We start from the raw sequence: 15,782 nt of genomic DNA on the forward strand, positions 1-15,782 counted from the left end.
CGGTTACCCAGAGTGCTTAATGTTTTCAGTGAATTTTCATATACTTCGAACTTTCATTTTTTTGGGCTTATTGAAATATCGTCGAAGTAGACTGTAGTTGGTTTGTCTTTTCCAAGCTCAAAGCTCAACGTTACGACAGGGTCCGCATCGTTTGGGTGGGTGTGTTCGAAAATGAATGTTTGCCATTCGGTTGTCAGGTCAACTTCTTGGCTGAAATAAACACCGTATGGTGCTCCTGTTTGGACAAGTTTGACCCATATCTTTCTGGGTTCTGTTGCTTTTGCTTTGAAAGAAATTACATAGCTGTTGCCTTTTCTCAATTTCACCCACTGGTTGAATTGAACATGCCAAGTTTCGAAACCAGTGTTTTCAAGTTTGACGAATCCTACACCATCTTCTACGCCAAAACTTTCAACCTTTGCAGGGCTAATTCCGTATTTTCCTGCTTCCCAAATCCACCATTCGGTTGGCATACTGCCCTGGTCGTTTACTATTTTGTAAGCAAAATCGCCGTTGTTAACAAGGTTATCTGGTTCTTCTTCGTCAAATTCGTATTCGACCGTTTCGGGCTCTTCTTCTCTGAATTCTTCGGGTACCTCAGATTCGTCTACTGGCTTCAAAACAACATCTGCAATGTAGATTGTAGTTGCCTTGTCCTTACCTAATTCAAAACAGAAGTTAACGGTTTCGTCAGCCTTGTCTGGATGCTTAAAGTAGAACGTATATGTGTTCCATTCCTTTCCAAGTTCGACAGTTTCAGCAAAATAGCTTACCCATGGGTCATGGTTCATAAGTACCTTGACATTGATTTTTCTTGGTTCATCCGCCTTTGCCTTGAATGAGATTAAATAGTATTGTTTTTGCTTAAGTTTGACCCACTGGTTGAACTGGATGTGCCATGTGTCAGTGCCTGGGTTTGCAACTTTTATATACGCATAACCATCTTTTACACCGTATGTTTCAACACTACCCTCGCTGACACCATACTTTGCTGCTTCCCAAATCCACCATTCGAATGGTGCATTGGCTTGGTCATTTTTGATGTTTGAGCGGAAATTCCAGTTGTTGAGTAAGCTTGTTCCAGAGGTATCACTTGACTGTTGTTGCTGAGCAACACTTGCAACTGCTTCTACCTTCTCTTGGAATTGGCAGGAAAAGAGTAGGAAAACGGTGAATAGTAACAATAACACCCTCGTGCGTTTAAGCATTTTTCACACCTTCTTTTAGAAGTATCAAATTTCACGTGTTCAATTTGCTGTTTCGCTAAGCACTTTAATCTCAAGAACTATATTTGGGATATTCCCAATCTCAAAAGCAAGCTTTAAGAAGTTATCTGTTGGTACTTCAAAAGTCTTAGAAAGTTCAAGGGTAATTTCTGTTGCTTCTGTAGACACATCAAACGATCCTCTGACTGCATAAGGCTCATCAATATACGGCTCACAACCAAAGTAGTATGGGATTGTTGCATCCTTGTTTGCTTTTACACTCAGTGTGATGGTATAATTCGTTTTTGAAGGGTCATAAAATCTCAAAAGTTGGGCTTTCCAGTCATTATATTGTCCACCTGTTAAATCAGTCCTAGTAGCTACAACTGTGCCATCTGCTTTTATAATAGGAGTCTTTGTGAACATCTCACCATCTTGGAACCAATACCATTTTCCTGTCTCTGGGTTTGGAACATCTTTCGAAGTAAACCAGCTTACCTCTGTTTCTTGCTGCTGGTCTCCTTGGTTCTGATCTTCTGGTTTAACGCACGATGTAAACACTAAAAGCGCTGCAAGAACTACCAAAAATACCACTAAACCTGTTCTCCTCATACCTTCCACCTCCTGAAAGTTTTTTAGGGTTTTCAAAAAGTTAACACACCAAGTGCCGTCCGCTCTTTTGAAGAAGAACGTACTTGTTGTAACAAGGTGAAACTTTTTCAGTAACACTTGTATTATACTTATGAAACATGTTTCATACAAAATTGGCGAAAATGTGGGCTTTTGACTGGAAAAACGTAAACTATTGTAAAAATTCTTACTTGTGCTAAATAGAAAAAGCTCCCGCCTGTTTTTGCGGGAGCTTGCGATGGTTAATAACATTCTTACTTACCTTCGATTTGTTTTCTCAGCTCAGGGAATTTCTTTTCTATTTCCGCAAGTTTCTTGGAGAATTCTGCCCATGCTTCTTTAATTATCTTGTTCGCTTTTTCTTGCGTTTCGGCTGCGACAACTTCTGGTTGCACTTCTCCTCTTCTCACTTTCTCACTAACAGGGAATATCACATCCCATGTTGCTTGGTCCCACTCAGGAACTGTTTTCCACATATCTACTCGAACAGCCTTGTCAAGTTTCTTCAACAGCCACTTTACCCCGTCTGGGATTTTGAGTGAATCGAAGTAAGAGACAACGTCTGGATGCATTGTTGCGGGTATAAACCAATCAATATTCCAGCCATTTTCAATACCATTTGCGTTGTCAATTTTTAACCTTGCAACAACTCCTCTGGGGTCATATGTAACGAATTTTAGGAACAAGAAAGCTTCCTTTGGGTGCTTGGTTGTGGAAGTCATAAACGCATAATTAACGTGAACTGGGAACCGTAGTCCTATTTTTGGGTCAAGTGGGAGTGGGTAAAAGTCAAATTTCCACGGTAACGTCCTTATCCAACTCCAGTCCCATGTTCCATGTAATCCCATCAAAACTTTGGATTCTCTAAACGCATCTGCGTCTTTCCCGAATTTCTTTTGGTAATCATCCATTTCACCTTTGTTTCTCAACTCATCGTTTTTTAAATCATCAGAAACCAGCCCTGGTATAGATTTTAACTCTTTCTGTAGTTTTATCGCTGGTAACCATCCGCTGTTGACAAGGTCAAACTCCCATTTCGTTGGATTGAAACTCCAGTATGTTGTATCTTTGTTAAGGACGGCAGCCATTACGTTATCAAAATCCCACAGGTGGTTTATACCGGAATATTCCCTCGTGGTTGATTTCCTTAAATATAGTTTGAATTGTTCAACTGACCACTCATAAGGAGGCTTAGTTAGGTTCAATTTCTTAAGCAAATCCAAATTGATGTAGATACCTTGGAAATGCAATCTTTCGGGTAGTGCATAAGTTTTGTTGTTATACATGAACGCTTCCTTCAGTGCCTTTGGAACGTATTTAATGTCTGGGTCATTTTTCAGAAATTCGTCGATAGGATAAACCCATCCTTGTGAAACTGGATATGGGAGTGCCTCCCACGACTGAACGACAACATCAGGTAGAGGCTTTTTGGCAGCTACTTGTGCGGTTAAGAAGCCATTCACGTCTGGTTCATTGATAACAAACTGGACTTCGATATCAGGGTAAATCTTTGTGAATTCAGTAGCGAGCTTTTTGTATTTTTCCAAATCCCAACTCCAAACTGCTGCTGTAATCGTTACCTTTGCAAAAATCGAAACGCTTAATACTAACAACACCATGATAAGCCAAAAACGTTTCCTCATCGCTCATCCCTCCCTTGGAAGTATGGTAATCTTACAAGTTATCAATTTCATTCCTGCCAAACAAAAGTAGCAGATGCGTATCCTGGTAAAATATACGAAAAGGCTTCCAAACCGTCTTCAATAACCTGCATTTTCTTAGCTGTATTTGTTCTGTTGGATACAATGAGGACTTTTGAACCATCTGGATTCAAAAACGCAACAGATTCGAGCCTGTCTTGGTATGTGTAAGAATCTATTCTATATGCCCCTGGTAACACAAATTTACTTATGTGCCCAAGTGTGTAATAATCTACGTTGTATTTGACCTCACCTGTTTTTTGATTAATTTCGATTAATCCCCTGCATGTGCTCTTTGAAAGAATTGTTGGTCCTCTTTTTTCATCGAGAGCTATGTTCCACCATACAACTGTTTTTGCCCAGTTCCTTGGAATTCTAATTACATGCATCATCTGGTCCATATATGCATTAAAAAATGCTGGCACCCAATCTCCACCTGAACCTTCCGTGAACCAAATCTCTTTATCAGGGAACATCTCTTTTATCTTGCTCATTGCTTCATGCTTCCCACCGTAAAAATGCCATGCAGAACCCGATACATATTTTGACGCCTTTTCATGAGATAAAACATAGGCAGCATAAGTTGTGTTATCCCAGTTGTGGTCGTAGCACAAGATTTTGGTCTTGATACCTGCACTCTCAAAAGCCGGTCCAAGGTATTCACCAATGAAATCTGCCTGTTCGACCCAATCCATCTTCATACCAGGATACTCTTTTGGAACGTATAAGGGCTCGTTTTGAACAGTGATAGCGTAAATTGGTATTCCTTCAACTTCGTAGGATCTTATGAACTTCACAAAATACTGAGCGTAAACACTGTAATATGACCTTCTTAACGAACCCCCTATCATACTACCTGTTGTTTTCATCCAACCAGGAGGACTCCATGGGGATGCCATAATCTTTAATTCAGGGTTTATTTCCATCGCTTCTTTGAGAAGCGGGATAATATATTTTTTGTCATGGTCAATTGAAAAATACTTTAAATCTGGGTCCTCATCGACACCAGTAGGTAAGTCATCGTAACTGTACAATTTGGTTGTGTAGTCGGTAGCCCCCATTGGTTGCCTCAGAAAAGAGATACCAATGCCTTTTTCTCTATCGAATAACTTTTCCATGACTTCTCTTCTTTTTTCTGGGGATAGTTTGTTATATACAAGATAAGCAGAAGCGTCAGTAAAGGAGGCACCAAAACCATCCATCTGTTGGTATTTTTTCTTTTCATCAACGACAATCTTATACTCTTCCTTGTACTTAGAAACAAGCGGTCTTGTAACTTCGACTTCCTCCAAAAGATATTTCTGATCAGATGTTGTAATCCATATCCTTAACTTACTCATTTTTATCCCACCTTCCTTCTTTTGGGATTGCATTATCAAAGTTGAACTGGTAGCAAAGAAAAAGATTGCCAATATCAAGATAATTAACATAAAGCGAATTATTGTTGAACAACGCAACGCTTTCCACCTCGATTCATTTCAATATCTTTTTTAGTAGTCAAGAAATTGCTTGACTTACTCCAATTCTATGTATGTAACATGTTACATACAAAGGTAGGAAAATTGCTGTTTGTTTTAAGCAAATAAGGTAATCTAAATTAGCAGGTAAATTATCTTAATAAGATTTAACATAGCGACATATTTTGGTCTTTCAACCCTGTTCCTAGGAGTGATTTTACAAAGGTGTCTTGGAGTAAGGGGAATATTATGAGGGTAAGTAAAAACGCAATCATCGAGGCAATTGTAATAGTCTCGCAATTATTTGATGATTCTGCTTTCATTTTCATATTTGTTGCAAGTTGAACAATCTCCATACCATCGCTAATCGCAATTAACATGGAACAAAGGAACATATTCCAAGCGTATGTAAAGTTAATAATCGCTGCTCCGCCTATGAAAGAACGTTAAAGTAATAAGACGAATTTTACAAGGTACTAAACAGGAGTAGCATCATCAATCTTGACTGCCTTTTCGAAATCACTTGGAATAGTTCTGAGATGTTGCTGAAAAAAACGTTTCTTGCACTGGCTGATAAGGGTATGATTTTCGCTTGGTAAGTGTTAACCCAAAGAAGCTTGAATAATTTCAATCCTGCAGTCATCATCGCATGCCAAAAATGAATGTTTACTTCCGAAAAACCAACTGACCAAGAAATCAAATGTAAAATATGCAATATAATGGTCATATAATATAGTGGTCAGAAAAACAAAGTCTTTTTACCAACTGTAGCTGAAGGTCGAGTCCACACGTGCGTGGGCTCACTCATTGCAAAACATTGTACTCTTGTTAAACTTAATATCGATAATAAAATAGCGCGAGCTTTCCAAAGATGAAGCACGTAATAGAAAGCTCGCGCAAAGAGATTATAACTACTTAACTCATTTTAAAGGCTGTGTTTCAAAAAGTTGGGTTCTTACTTTCCGAAGATTCTATAGTTTCATATTCAAAAATTATTTCATCACCACTATTCAAGATATCTGTAAACCCAGCTTTTTCTCCGTTTTTGAGCAAGGTGTATCTTTTGACTTTTCTTGGATCAAAGTCAAATAGTCTTAGGACATCTGCGACGATGAAGTTTTGTTCTTCAGGTATTTGTGTTTTTATCTTGTCCCCGTCTTTAATTTCGTAGTCTGGAGTAACTAGTTGGTCGTTAACCCACACTAAAACACCGTCTTTCGTTAGGATGGTTGCTTGACCATTGACTTTTATGACGATACTCATCTTTTCCATTTCTGGAAGGTCACGAACTTTTGGATAGTTTAAAACAAGGGCGTATTTTAATTCTTCTCCTAGTCCGACTGTATTCTCATCTCTCAACTCTAATTCGTCTTTGAAAATTTTTACTTCTCCAGCATAGGCTTCTTTGTAAACCCCATTTACCGAGTACTCTATCCTTATCAAATCCTGACTTAAAAATTCCCTTATCTCTCCAACGGTGACTCTTTCATACGTTATTGTATCACCATCGCGTAGTTCGGTATTTTGAAAGACCTCTTTTCCGTTCAGTTTTACTTTTGGGTAGTATTCTATAACTTTATCCGTTTCAATTGAACGCAGGTATATGGGTTTTATTAAGTCATACAACATTGGTTTAGCGTCTTCTCCATCAATAGCTTCACCAACTTCTATGATATCTCCGTGTTTAACAGTATCACGCAGTGTAGCTTCAACACCGTTGATTTTAACGCTTGCTGGAACTGGCATTTTACCTTTTATAACTACCGGGTTACCATTCATCTCTATAACAACTGACCTTCCAGGTTTTCCAAGCAACGAGTGGATGTCCTTACCCATTTGCGCTAAGACTTCCCAGACGGTGTATGTTCCTCTAAATCCGATAAGCTGAACCCTTTCGCCATTTACAGTCACATGTTCAAATACACTGCCCGTTTTTGTCAGCGCTGTGTATCCAATACCAAGTGGTGTTATGAACTCACTTCCAACGATTTGACCGGTCTTATCAATGAAATCCAAGTTCTTTGCCATCTTTAGGGAAACAAACTCTTCATCCATGTCAAGGTGTTTAGCTAAATAACTTGCAAAGACTGGTACTTTAGCACCTCCACCGACGATCATAACTACCTGTGGTTTTCCACCGTTGAGCTCAATTATCTCGTCTGCAATCTGCTTTGTCATATAATCTACGATGGGTTCTATAGCTTTTATCACGTCTTCTCTTCTTATTTCTTTTTCTTTGTCCAGAATATTTTTGACTCTTAGTATTTCACTTGTTTCGAGGTTGCGTTTTACAAATTCTGCTGTTGAGAAGTCGAGTAGGAAATTCTTAGTTATGGCCTCTGTAATTTCGTCACCTGCCAACGGAACCATGCCATACGCGATAATTGTCCCTTCTTTCGATATAGCAATATCGCTGGTTCCTGCACCTACATCAACCAATGCAATGTTAAGTATTCTCAGATCTTCAGGCACGGTTATGTTCACAGCAGCAATAGGCTCGAGCGTCAGATGGGTTATTGTGAGATTAACCTTTCTTAATACCGATAGCATAGCTTCAACTACGTGACTTGGCAAAAATGTGGCAACTACTTTAACACTTGCTCTTCCACCTTTTAATCCTTCTATTTTTTTGAACCACATTCCATCTAATTCATACCTAACAACAGAGTAACCCACACAGTACATGTTTGGTTCCACGTTATCCATGGTATTTGCGACTGCTTCGAGTTCTAATTTTGTTACAACATCTGAAGTTATTTCTCCTGTTTCGCTCACGTCTACGGACGCTTCGCCAAAGTATGTTTTAAGAAATCTACCCGCAAGCGCAACCGCCACTTTTTCGAGTTTAACGTTATTTCTGCTTTCTAATTCACTTTTCACAATACTTACAGCCCTTGCAACCTTTTCAACGTCGTGAATTTGACCATCAAGCATAGCTCTATGCTCATGCTCTCTGACTATAACATCATGAACAATCATTTTACCACTTTCATCCATATCAACAAGTAAACCTGCGATTTTCCTGGTCCCAATATCTAGCGCAAATATCAAGGATTTCACCCCCGGTTATTGTCTAACAAATTATATTTCTATGACGGTCACACCAACTCCACCTTCATCTGGTCTACCAAATCGGTAATTCTTGATACGTTTGTCATGACGCAGATGGTTCCATATACCTGTTGCAAGTTTACCTGTGCCTTTTCCGTGTATTATATACCCAGTTGTAAAATCGGACATTAGAAGCTGGTCTATGAATTCATCGATTTTCTCAACAGCTTCCTCTACTGTCATACCACGAACGTCTATTTCGTTTTTCGTCAGAGGCGACGAGTAAACTTTTGTTGGTATTCTTTTTTCGTGTGTTATTTCCGGTTTTGTTTGAAAACTTCCTGAAGTTAAAGTATTCGGTGTTGCAACTCTCTTTAGTTTTTCTGGCTTTACTTCCAACTTTATTCCATTGAAATCTACGATAACCTTAGAACCTTTTACGTCGACAACCTTACCAACTGCAGTGCCATCGATGAGCTTAACGTAATCACCGACCCCGATGGTTTTTTCTTCTTCTGAGAGTGCAGTTTCATAAAACACTTTTTCCAATTTTTCTTGAACTTCCTCGATGTGCTTGACTTCACCTTCGATTTCTTTGAGTCTCTTCTTAATAAGTTGTTCACTTTCTGTATTCTTACTTTGCAAGGTAATTTGCAGGTCTCTCTTTGCCTTTTGGATGTCTCTATAAACCTCTCTCAGTTCTTTATCAAATTCTTCCATTTTTTTAATTTTCAAAAGTTTGTATTTCTCTTCAAATTCGCGTTTTTGTCTTTGATATTCACGCAAAGTATTTTCTAATTCGCGTTTTCTTTCTTCAAGTTCACTAATATGTTTATTCAAACTTTTTATCAGCTCATCTATTCTAACGTGTTCCTCATCTAAATGTTCCTTTGCCCTTTGCAAAATGGATTCATCCAAACCATATTTTTGTGCAATTTCAAATGCATGTGAAGCACCTGGGATATTCATTAGGATTCTGTATTTAGGCGATAACGTCTCTGGGTCAAATTCCATAGAGGCTGTGATTAATTTATCGTGGCTCATTGAGTAGAGTTTAACAGGTGTCAGGTGCGTCGTAACGATGAATTTTATACGTCTTGCGATAAGTTCTTCAATTATGCCAAGTGCAATGGCACTTCCCTCGTATGGGTCTGTGCCAGAACCAAGTTCGTCGATGAGAACGATTGAGTTTTCATTAGCCAATTTCAGAGCTTTTACGATATTGACAATGTGACCAGAAAAAGTGCTCAGGTTTTCTAAAATGTTTTGACTATCTCCGATATCAACGTACACATCGTAGTCCGGAATCCTAGAGCTTTCACCTGCCAACACAGGAAAACCGCTTCGTGCTAAGATTATTGATAAGGCTATTGTCTTAAGGGAGACAGTTTTTCCGCCCGTGTTTGGTCCAGTTATCACTATCCCAAGCTTATCTGTCGGGAGTTCAATGTCGATAGGTACAACTTTATCCTCAGGTATCAATGGATGCTTTGCTTTTGAAAGTTTCAAGTAGTTCCCACCAGGAATAATTATTTGGGCACCTTTTTCAATGACGTATCGGGCTTTTGCGAATAAGCCATCCAGTCTTTTTAGAACCTCGATGTCGCCCAAAAGTGATTGTAATCTGTCGAAGACTTTTGATGTCAGTTCTCTTAGAATTCTTGCCACTTCTTTAGCTTCTTCCTCAGTTAATATCCTCAACTTGTCGTTCAGTGGTATAAGTTCCTCTGGTTCAAAATACAAAGTCGAACCGGAAGAAGAGCTCCCATGAACAATACCTTTAAATTTTCCACGTTCGTTGGCTTTTATCGGAAGGACGTACCTGTCGTTCTTTATTGTATAAGTAGCCTCTTGGAGTAAGTTTTGATGCTGGGAGATGAAGCGTTCAACACGTTTACGTATTTCTCGCAATGTTTCAGCATATTCATTTCTGATATTCTTTAAAAGTAAAGAGGCACTATCCTTAATCTTTCCGTTTTCGTCAATAACCTGCTTGATTCTCTCTACAATTTCATCGTAGTTGCCAATTTTTAGCACAAGATTTGCAACAGAATTTTGCAAAACCAGTAATCTTTGGTTTTTAAACATTTCCCTTAACGATTTAACACCTAAAAGGAATCTGAGCAGTAGAAGGAATTCCTCGCCATCTACCAATAACCCATCTGCGACCTTTTGTAAAATATGTCTCACATCAATAAAAGCATCGGCTGGTGGATAACCACTTGCACGTACGAAGTCGCAAAGTTCCGCAACATATGACAATTCTTGCTGAGCATCAACGTTGTATGGGTGCAGAGAATCCAGGTACTCTTTGCCTAACGAAGAATAACACAGGTTTTTGTACTTTTCCAATACCAAATAGTACTCTATTTTTTTCTTTAGAAATTCTAAGTACTCAAGCTTCTCTTCTTCATTTGTACTTTTACTGTCTGTATCATTATGTAAATTTTTCCGAAGTTCTTCCATTTATTTTCCTCCTATTGCTCTTTTTTCCATTTCTAGAGTCAATTCCTAATCAATAATGTAAACACTTCCGTAAATTCGCTTTGCATCGATGTAAAAATCTGGGTTGTGCTTTTTGCTTAATACAAATAAAACCCTTCTACTAACCTTTGGAAGGTCAACGTATCCATCTGTGAAAATTATTATACCTTCGCTCCGGAACTGATTCTCGGCCATATCTACAGCAGGTTGGAGGTCTGTTTCTCCCCCACCGTAAATTTCGAAATCTTTCCATCCTCCGGGCTTGTAATCACCAACAAATGTGACAGATTTGTCAACTTGGATTACCTTTAACAAAACCTCTTGTCTTGCAATTGCATCTAATTCACTCATAAAGGAATTTATCTCTTCTTCAAGAATGCTCCCACTGGTGTCTATGATAACGCATAACTTTGGAACGTAAATATACCTCCAGCCAGGCTGATCATCATATCGTCTGTTAGGTCTCAATGGTGTTGAGTATTTGTCTCCTCTTTGAGAAAGTCCCACAAATCTTCTTATAGCTACCTCCCAATTAATCAAGGGTTTCCGGATGGAAAGTTCAATATTTTGTTTCATTCCCGATGGTAACTCACCGCCAAATAGATTGAATGCTTTTCCTACCTTTTGCTCCATCAGTTCGACAACCATTTCTATGGGTACATCACTTGTAAATTCATGGTTGTTTGGTAATTTCTCTGCAATTGCTTCGATATCGAAATTCCCACGTTTCATAAATTCTTCTATTATGTAATTGTGATATTCTTCCGCTGTTTTGTTTATCATATTCATGGGAGGACCTGCGAAAATTATGTCGTTATCTGTCCCGTGACCTTCTTCAATAAGAACGTTCAGAGGTACACTAAGTACATCGAGTTGAGGTATGAATTGGTTTATCGCAACATCTTTCGCAAGGTCCCAAACAGCCTTATCACGTTTATCTTTTGGTTTTATAAGATAATGTCTGTTGATAAAGTGCATAAGCTCGTGCAAAATTAATCCTTCAATCATCACTTCGCTCTTTGATGCGATACTTACGGGATTGTAAATGAACAACAAATCTCCATTTCTGGTAACGGTCATTGTTAAGTTCTTTACGTTACCTTCCTTGTATTTTGAACCCATCAGAATATAACCATAGAACGCATTTTGCTTTATCAAATTTGCGATAACCTTATTGAGTTTTTCCTCTACATTTGTCAAAGTTCAGAACCTCCAAGTTGAAAAATTCTTAAAGTGTTTCTATGCTTTTTTGTTTGTTTGGTTTCAGAATCGGACCTTAACTTTTGCATCTATGTACGGTGAATTCTCACCTGTAATAAACGATGACCTATAGGACAACCAGCGCAGGGAAGCAAAATAACCTAGTGAAATAGAAAAAGTAGGCTGAATATACGAAATTTTAACATTGAGTGATGAACGAAAGATGTCGTCACTATAAACAGTTGGAATGTTCACATTGAATGCCGGGTCGTAGAAAAGATAAAGAGCCGAATAGTAAGCTGATACACTGAGATTCATATTTCCAAAATTTACAGACGCCGAGAGACCTAGGTTGAACCTTCCTGTTTCAGTTGGTTCATTTGTGTCAACAATTTTCGTAGTTAGTTCGAAAGGTATCGAAACAGTTATGTTCTCTACCTGAAAGTCAGAGCTCAGCCTCAAGAAGTATGTAGATTTTCCAAAGTCGTAACCACCGAACGTGGAAAGAAAAATCGTTCGGTTCTCATCCAAGGGCAATCTGAATCCAACTTCACTATATGGAAAACCTAACAAATAACTGATGGCATCTGAAGACCCCATTATGCCCATTCCATCTTTTGTGCTGAAATAAAACTCCGCACCAAAGAATAACGCATTTAATATGAGTAAACACACAATCCAAATCCTTAATTTTAAGGCAACCTTAGACAACACGGTAGCCTCCCCCTTTGTCTGTTATTGTTGTCCGAAACAGAGACTGTTCAAAGATGATTATACCACAGACTCTGGTTGTAAAACACACGCATAAACTGAACTGAATATTTGATGTTTTGCTCCTTCAAAGAAAAATCCCCAGGATTTTCTTTATATATATCCTGGGGATTTAATACTTACGTTGTTCGCGTTTTTATTTTAAAACAAAGCTCAGCAACGCAGGTATGATAAGATACAACGAAAAAAATTTCAAATGTGCCGAAATGGTTAGTTGTCTCACTACAATCAAGGCAATCATTCCTGAGATAAATGCTCCACCAAATCCAGAAAATACACCCGTCGAGAAAACAACATCTTTAAGTTCAAAGATTCCAGCCGCGAGTGTTACTGGTAAGCTCAGAAGAAAAGAAAATCTAAAAGCGTCAGTTCGATTCATGCCTATCAAAAGCGCTCCAATGAGGGTAAAACCACTGCGTGATATACCAGGTAATATCGAGAACGCTTGGAAGATACCAATAATCAAGGCATCCGTATAAGAAATATCGTTCAGTGACTTTTTTCCGGAAAAGAAGTCAGATAACCAGAGTGCTACTGCTGTAACCAAAAAAAACACACCAATTAACACTTGAGAGGAGAATATTTCTTCGATCTTCTTTTCAAAAAACACCCCTACAATTCCTGCAGGTATAGATGCAACTATTATTTTAAGTGCCAGAATCCACGTTGAGTTATCAAGCTTTACTAAACCTATGATGATACTCCATACATCTTTCCAAAGGAATATTAAAACTACTAAAAACGTTGCTAAGTGGAGAAAGGCGAACAGCGAAAGATTTGGCGATAATCCAAAAAGTTTGGAAAACAGACTTAGATGTCCAGAACTTGACACAGGGAAGAATTCTGTTAGTCCTTGCACAACTCCAAGTAAGAATTCTTTCATTAATTCCTCTCCTTTCTGTTTCTACTTGTAGAGGTCAAAAAGTATTCCGTTGATTTCTCCAACCTTTTCGGCAAGCTTTAATGTGCTTTTCTCAGCCTCCATGAGTAAGTTGGTAAGTTGCTCCAATCTTTCATCGATTTGTTCGGCAATTATATGTAACCTTGGCTGTGAGAGTGCGTAATCGTATTTTCCAGCTAATTTATAGAGGTTTTTTTCGACATACTTTAAGACGTTTCTAATCTTTTCTTTGTATCTTTTGAGGTTTTCATCGGTTGGTGACCTTACAAAGTCATTTCCCGCTTCAACAACATCACTTATCATTTCTTCTATGGTCTTTCTAATAGCTTCACTCTCTGCTTCTTCAAAAACACCAAGAAAAGAGCTCTTTTGACTCGAGCTTACGTGTTCTTTTTTACCTGCTTTTTTCCCCTTTATAGCTGAGCTCTTTAACTTTGGGTCATTTGACGGTGGTTCTATTCTCATTTTTCTACCACCTTGCGATTAATAAATTATTTTTCAACAGCTTTTGCAACATTTTCAGCAAGTTCCCTAAACGCCTTTTCAACTTCGCTTCCCCTGTAATAAAGTGTTATCGGTTTGCCTTCGTCAAGTAATTCAAGCGCCTTTGGGTCCATAGGGATTCTTCCGAGTACAGGAACGCCGTATTCTTGCGCCAATAAATCTGCTCCACCTCTTCCGAATGGGTAGACTACTTCGTCCTTGCACCTCATATAGGACATATTCTCAACAATGCCCAAAACTTTTTGGTTCATGGCTTTGACAAATTCTATCGCTCTCCGAACATCGTCAAGTGCTACCTTTTGTGGGGTTGTCACCATCAGTACACCGTCAGTTTGACCTACTGTTTGGAAAAGGCTAAGTGCCTCGTCTCCAGTTCCCGGTGGTAAATCAAATATCATGAAATCCAGTTCTCCCCATTTTGTATCACCAAGAAATTGTTTAATCGCAGTATGTTTGAGAGGTCCCCTCCAAATAATGGGTTTACCTTCCTCAACCATCATGGAAATTGAAAGTGCTTTCAGGTTTGGCAGAACTTCTGCTGGAATTATTTTTTCGTCTTCGTCAACAGCTGGTAGTGCATTACCACCAAGCATACGGACGATATCAGGTCCATGGATATCAACATCGAGAAGTCCGACTTTGTAACCACTTTCGGCAAGAGCAGTTGCCAAGTTCACAGCAACCGTTGTCTTCCCGACTCCACCTTTTCCACTCAACACCGCAATAAAGTGTTTTACATGTTCCTTTAAATCAGCAATTTTCTGATCCGTGTTTAAACTGAAATTTGTGCTCATCACTTTTCCTCCTTTTATGTATTCTTCTATTCTGATTTTGTTTTCTCAATTAACTCTTGGTAATTTTCTACCAAATACTTTGCCGCATCTTCAGGTGGCACAGGGTTGATATAAAATCCTGAACCCCACTCAAAGCCTGCGACACGTGTCAAACGAGGAATGATTTCAACATGCCAATGATAGTAAAGTTTACCTTCGTCCATGACCGGCGCAGTATGGATTAGGAAATTGTACGGTGGATTGTTCAATACAATATAAATCCTGTGCAAAACATCTTTCATAATCCTTGCAAACGACTTAACTTCCTCCTCAGTTATCGAACCAAAATCATGCGAGTGCCTTTTGGGGAGTACCCAAGTTTCAAATGGAAACCTTGCCGCGTAAGGTTCAAAAGCAATGAAATGTTCGTTTTCCTCTACTATACGCCTTCCTTCTATTTTCTCCTGATTTATCATATCACAGAACACGCAACGCTCTTTGTAAGAATAGTAATCCTTTGCCCCATCTAATTCCTCTTGAACAGTCTTTGGCACAACTGGAGTAGCTATAATTTGGCTGTGAGGATGTGCAAGTGAAGCTCCCCCTTCTTTACCGTGGTTTCTAAAAATGAGTATATACTTGACTCGTTCATCTTTTGCAATCATTCTAAACCTTGTAACGTATGCCCAAACGACTTCCTCGGCTTGTTTATAATCGAACAGCGCGAACGTTGAGTTGTGGTCAGGAGTTTCGATGATAACCTCGTGGTAACCAAATCCGGTCATTGCATCGTACATCCCGTGTCCATATCTATCAACTGGTAATTCAGGGTCTACGGCCGGGAATTTGTTTGAAACAACCCTAACCCACCATCCAGGAGTGTTGGGTTGTGTATCAGCTGGGCGGAACGCAAGGATTTCAGGTGGTGTGGTATGTTCGTTTCCATAGTCAAAAGGACAAAAACCTGTTTTTACCTCTTCTGGTGTTACCTGAAAGTCGTGAGGTCTTTTTGCACGCTCGGTTGAAATGATAACCCATCTCTTTACAACCGGGTCTTTTCTGTATTCAGGCATAGAGATTCCTCCCTAAGTTTGTTTTGATTTTTT

Annotated in this window: 12 protein-coding genes; all 12 read right to left on the reverse strand. The window is 38.9% G+C overall.

What is annotated here, in order from left to right; all coding sequences use genetic code 11:
• Nucleotides 1-53: 53 nt before the first annotated feature.
• The 12 genes from AC3M61_RS04150 to galT all read right to left on the reverse strand — a co-directional run bounded on the left by AC3M61_RS04150 (nt 54) and on the right by galT (nt 15,749).
• Entirely contained in the window at nt 54-1,208 is a 1,155-nt protein-coding gene (locus AC3M61_RS04150; protein WP_500779634.1) for a carbohydrate binding domain-containing protein, read from the reverse strand.
• Between the two features lie 39 nt (nt 1,209-1,247).
• Nucleotides 1,248-1,817, reverse strand: a complete 570-nt coding sequence (locus tag AC3M61_RS04155; protein ID WP_500779635.1) for a hypothetical protein — start codon at nt 1,815-1,817, stop codon at nt 1,248-1,250.
• A gap of 272 nt (nt 1,818-2,089) precedes the next feature.
• A complete protein-coding gene (locus tag AC3M61_RS04160) occupies nt 2,090-3,478 on the reverse strand; it encodes an ABC transporter substrate-binding protein (RefSeq protein ID WP_500779636.1) in 1,389 nt (462 codons plus the stop codon).
• A 47-nt stretch (nt 3,479-3,525) separates the two neighbouring features.
• Nucleotides 3,526-4,875: a glycoside hydrolase family 30 protein gene (locus AC3M61_RS04165; RefSeq protein ID WP_500779637.1), complete on the reverse strand. Its 1,350-nt coding sequence runs from the start codon at nt 4,873-4,875 to the stop codon at nt 3,526-3,528.
• A gap of 1,056 nt (nt 4,876-5,931) precedes the next feature.
• Nucleotides 5,932-8,043, reverse strand: a complete 2,112-nt coding sequence (locus AC3M61_RS04170) for a cell division FtsA domain-containing protein (RefSeq protein ID WP_500779638.1) — start codon at nt 8,041-8,043, stop codon at nt 5,932-5,934.
• A gap of 30 nt (nt 8,044-8,073) precedes the next feature.
• Nucleotides 8,074-10,509, reverse strand: coding sequence for an endonuclease MutS2 (locus AC3M61_RS04175; RefSeq protein ID WP_500779639.1), 2,436 nt, complete (start codon nt 10,507-10,509; stop codon nt 8,074-8,076).
• Nucleotides 10,510-10,554: 45 nt separating this feature from the next.
• Nucleotides 10,555-11,727, reverse strand: a complete 1,173-nt coding sequence (locus AC3M61_RS04180) for a vWA domain-containing protein (protein ID WP_500779640.1) — start codon at nt 11,725-11,727, stop codon at nt 10,555-10,557.
• A gap of 63 nt (nt 11,728-11,790) precedes the next feature.
• Complete coding sequence (locus AC3M61_RS04185) at nt 11,791-12,438, reverse strand: hypothetical protein (protein ID WP_500779641.1); 648 nt, start codon at nt 12,436-12,438, stop codon at nt 11,791-11,793.
• A gap of 196 nt (nt 12,439-12,634) precedes the next feature.
• A complete protein-coding gene (locus AC3M61_RS04190) occupies nt 12,635-13,381 on the reverse strand; it encodes an undecaprenyl-diphosphate phosphatase (protein ID WP_500779642.1) in 747 nt (248 codons plus the stop codon).
• Between the two features lie 21 nt (nt 13,382-13,402).
• Complete coding sequence (locus AC3M61_RS04195) at nt 13,403-13,864, reverse strand: YaaR family protein (protein ID WP_500779643.1); 462 nt, start codon at nt 13,862-13,864, stop codon at nt 13,403-13,405.
• Between the two features lie 26 nt (nt 13,865-13,890).
• A complete protein-coding gene (locus AC3M61_RS04200; protein WP_500779644.1) occupies nt 13,891-14,697 on the reverse strand; it encodes an Mrp/NBP35 family ATP-binding protein in 807 nt (268 codons plus the stop codon).
• Between the two features lie 26 nt (nt 14,698-14,723).
• Nucleotides 14,724-15,749, reverse strand: a complete 1,026-nt coding sequence (gene galT, locus AC3M61_RS04205) for a galactose-1-phosphate uridylyltransferase (protein WP_500779645.1) — start codon at nt 15,747-15,749, stop codon at nt 14,724-14,726.
• Nucleotides 15,750-15,782: the final 33 nt, after the last annotated feature.

The organism is Fervidobacterium sp. (genome assembly GCF_059913585.1).

Excerpts from the sequence above, each read along its gene's own strand:
- AC3M61_RS04150 (WP_500779634.1), bottom strand. The coding sequence starts at position 1,208 with ATGCTTAAACGCACGAGGGTGTTATTGTTACTATTCACCGTTTTCCTA.
- AC3M61_RS04155 (WP_500779635.1), bottom strand. The coding sequence starts at position 1,817 with ATGAGGAGAACAGGTTTAGTGGTATTTTTGGTAGTTCTTGCAGCGCTT.
- AC3M61_RS04160 (WP_500779636.1), bottom strand. The coding sequence starts at position 3,478 with ATGAGGAAACGTTTTTGGCTTATCATGGTGTTGTTAGTATTAAGCGTT.
- AC3M61_RS04165 (WP_500779637.1), bottom strand. The coding sequence starts at position 4,875 with ATGAGTAAGTTAAGGATATGGATTACAACATCTGATCAGAAATATCTT.
- AC3M61_RS04175 (WP_500779639.1), bottom strand. The coding sequence starts at position 10,509 with ATGGAAGAACTTCGGAAAAATTTACATAATGATACAGACAGTAAAAGT.
- AC3M61_RS04190 (WP_500779642.1), bottom strand. The coding sequence starts at position 13,381 with ATGAAAGAATTCTTACTTGGAGTTGTGCAAGGACTAACAGAATTCTTC.
- AC3M61_RS04195 (WP_500779643.1), bottom strand. The coding sequence starts at position 13,864 with ATGAGAATAGAACCACCGTCAAATGACCCAAAGTTAAAGAGCTCAGCT.
- AC3M61_RS04200 (WP_500779644.1), bottom strand. The coding sequence starts at position 14,697 with ATGAGCACAAATTTCAGTTTAAACACGGATCAGAAAATTGCTGATTTA.
- galT (WP_500779645.1), bottom strand. The coding sequence starts at position 15,749 with ATGCCTGAATACAGAAAAGACCCGGTTGTAAAGAGATGGGTTATCATT.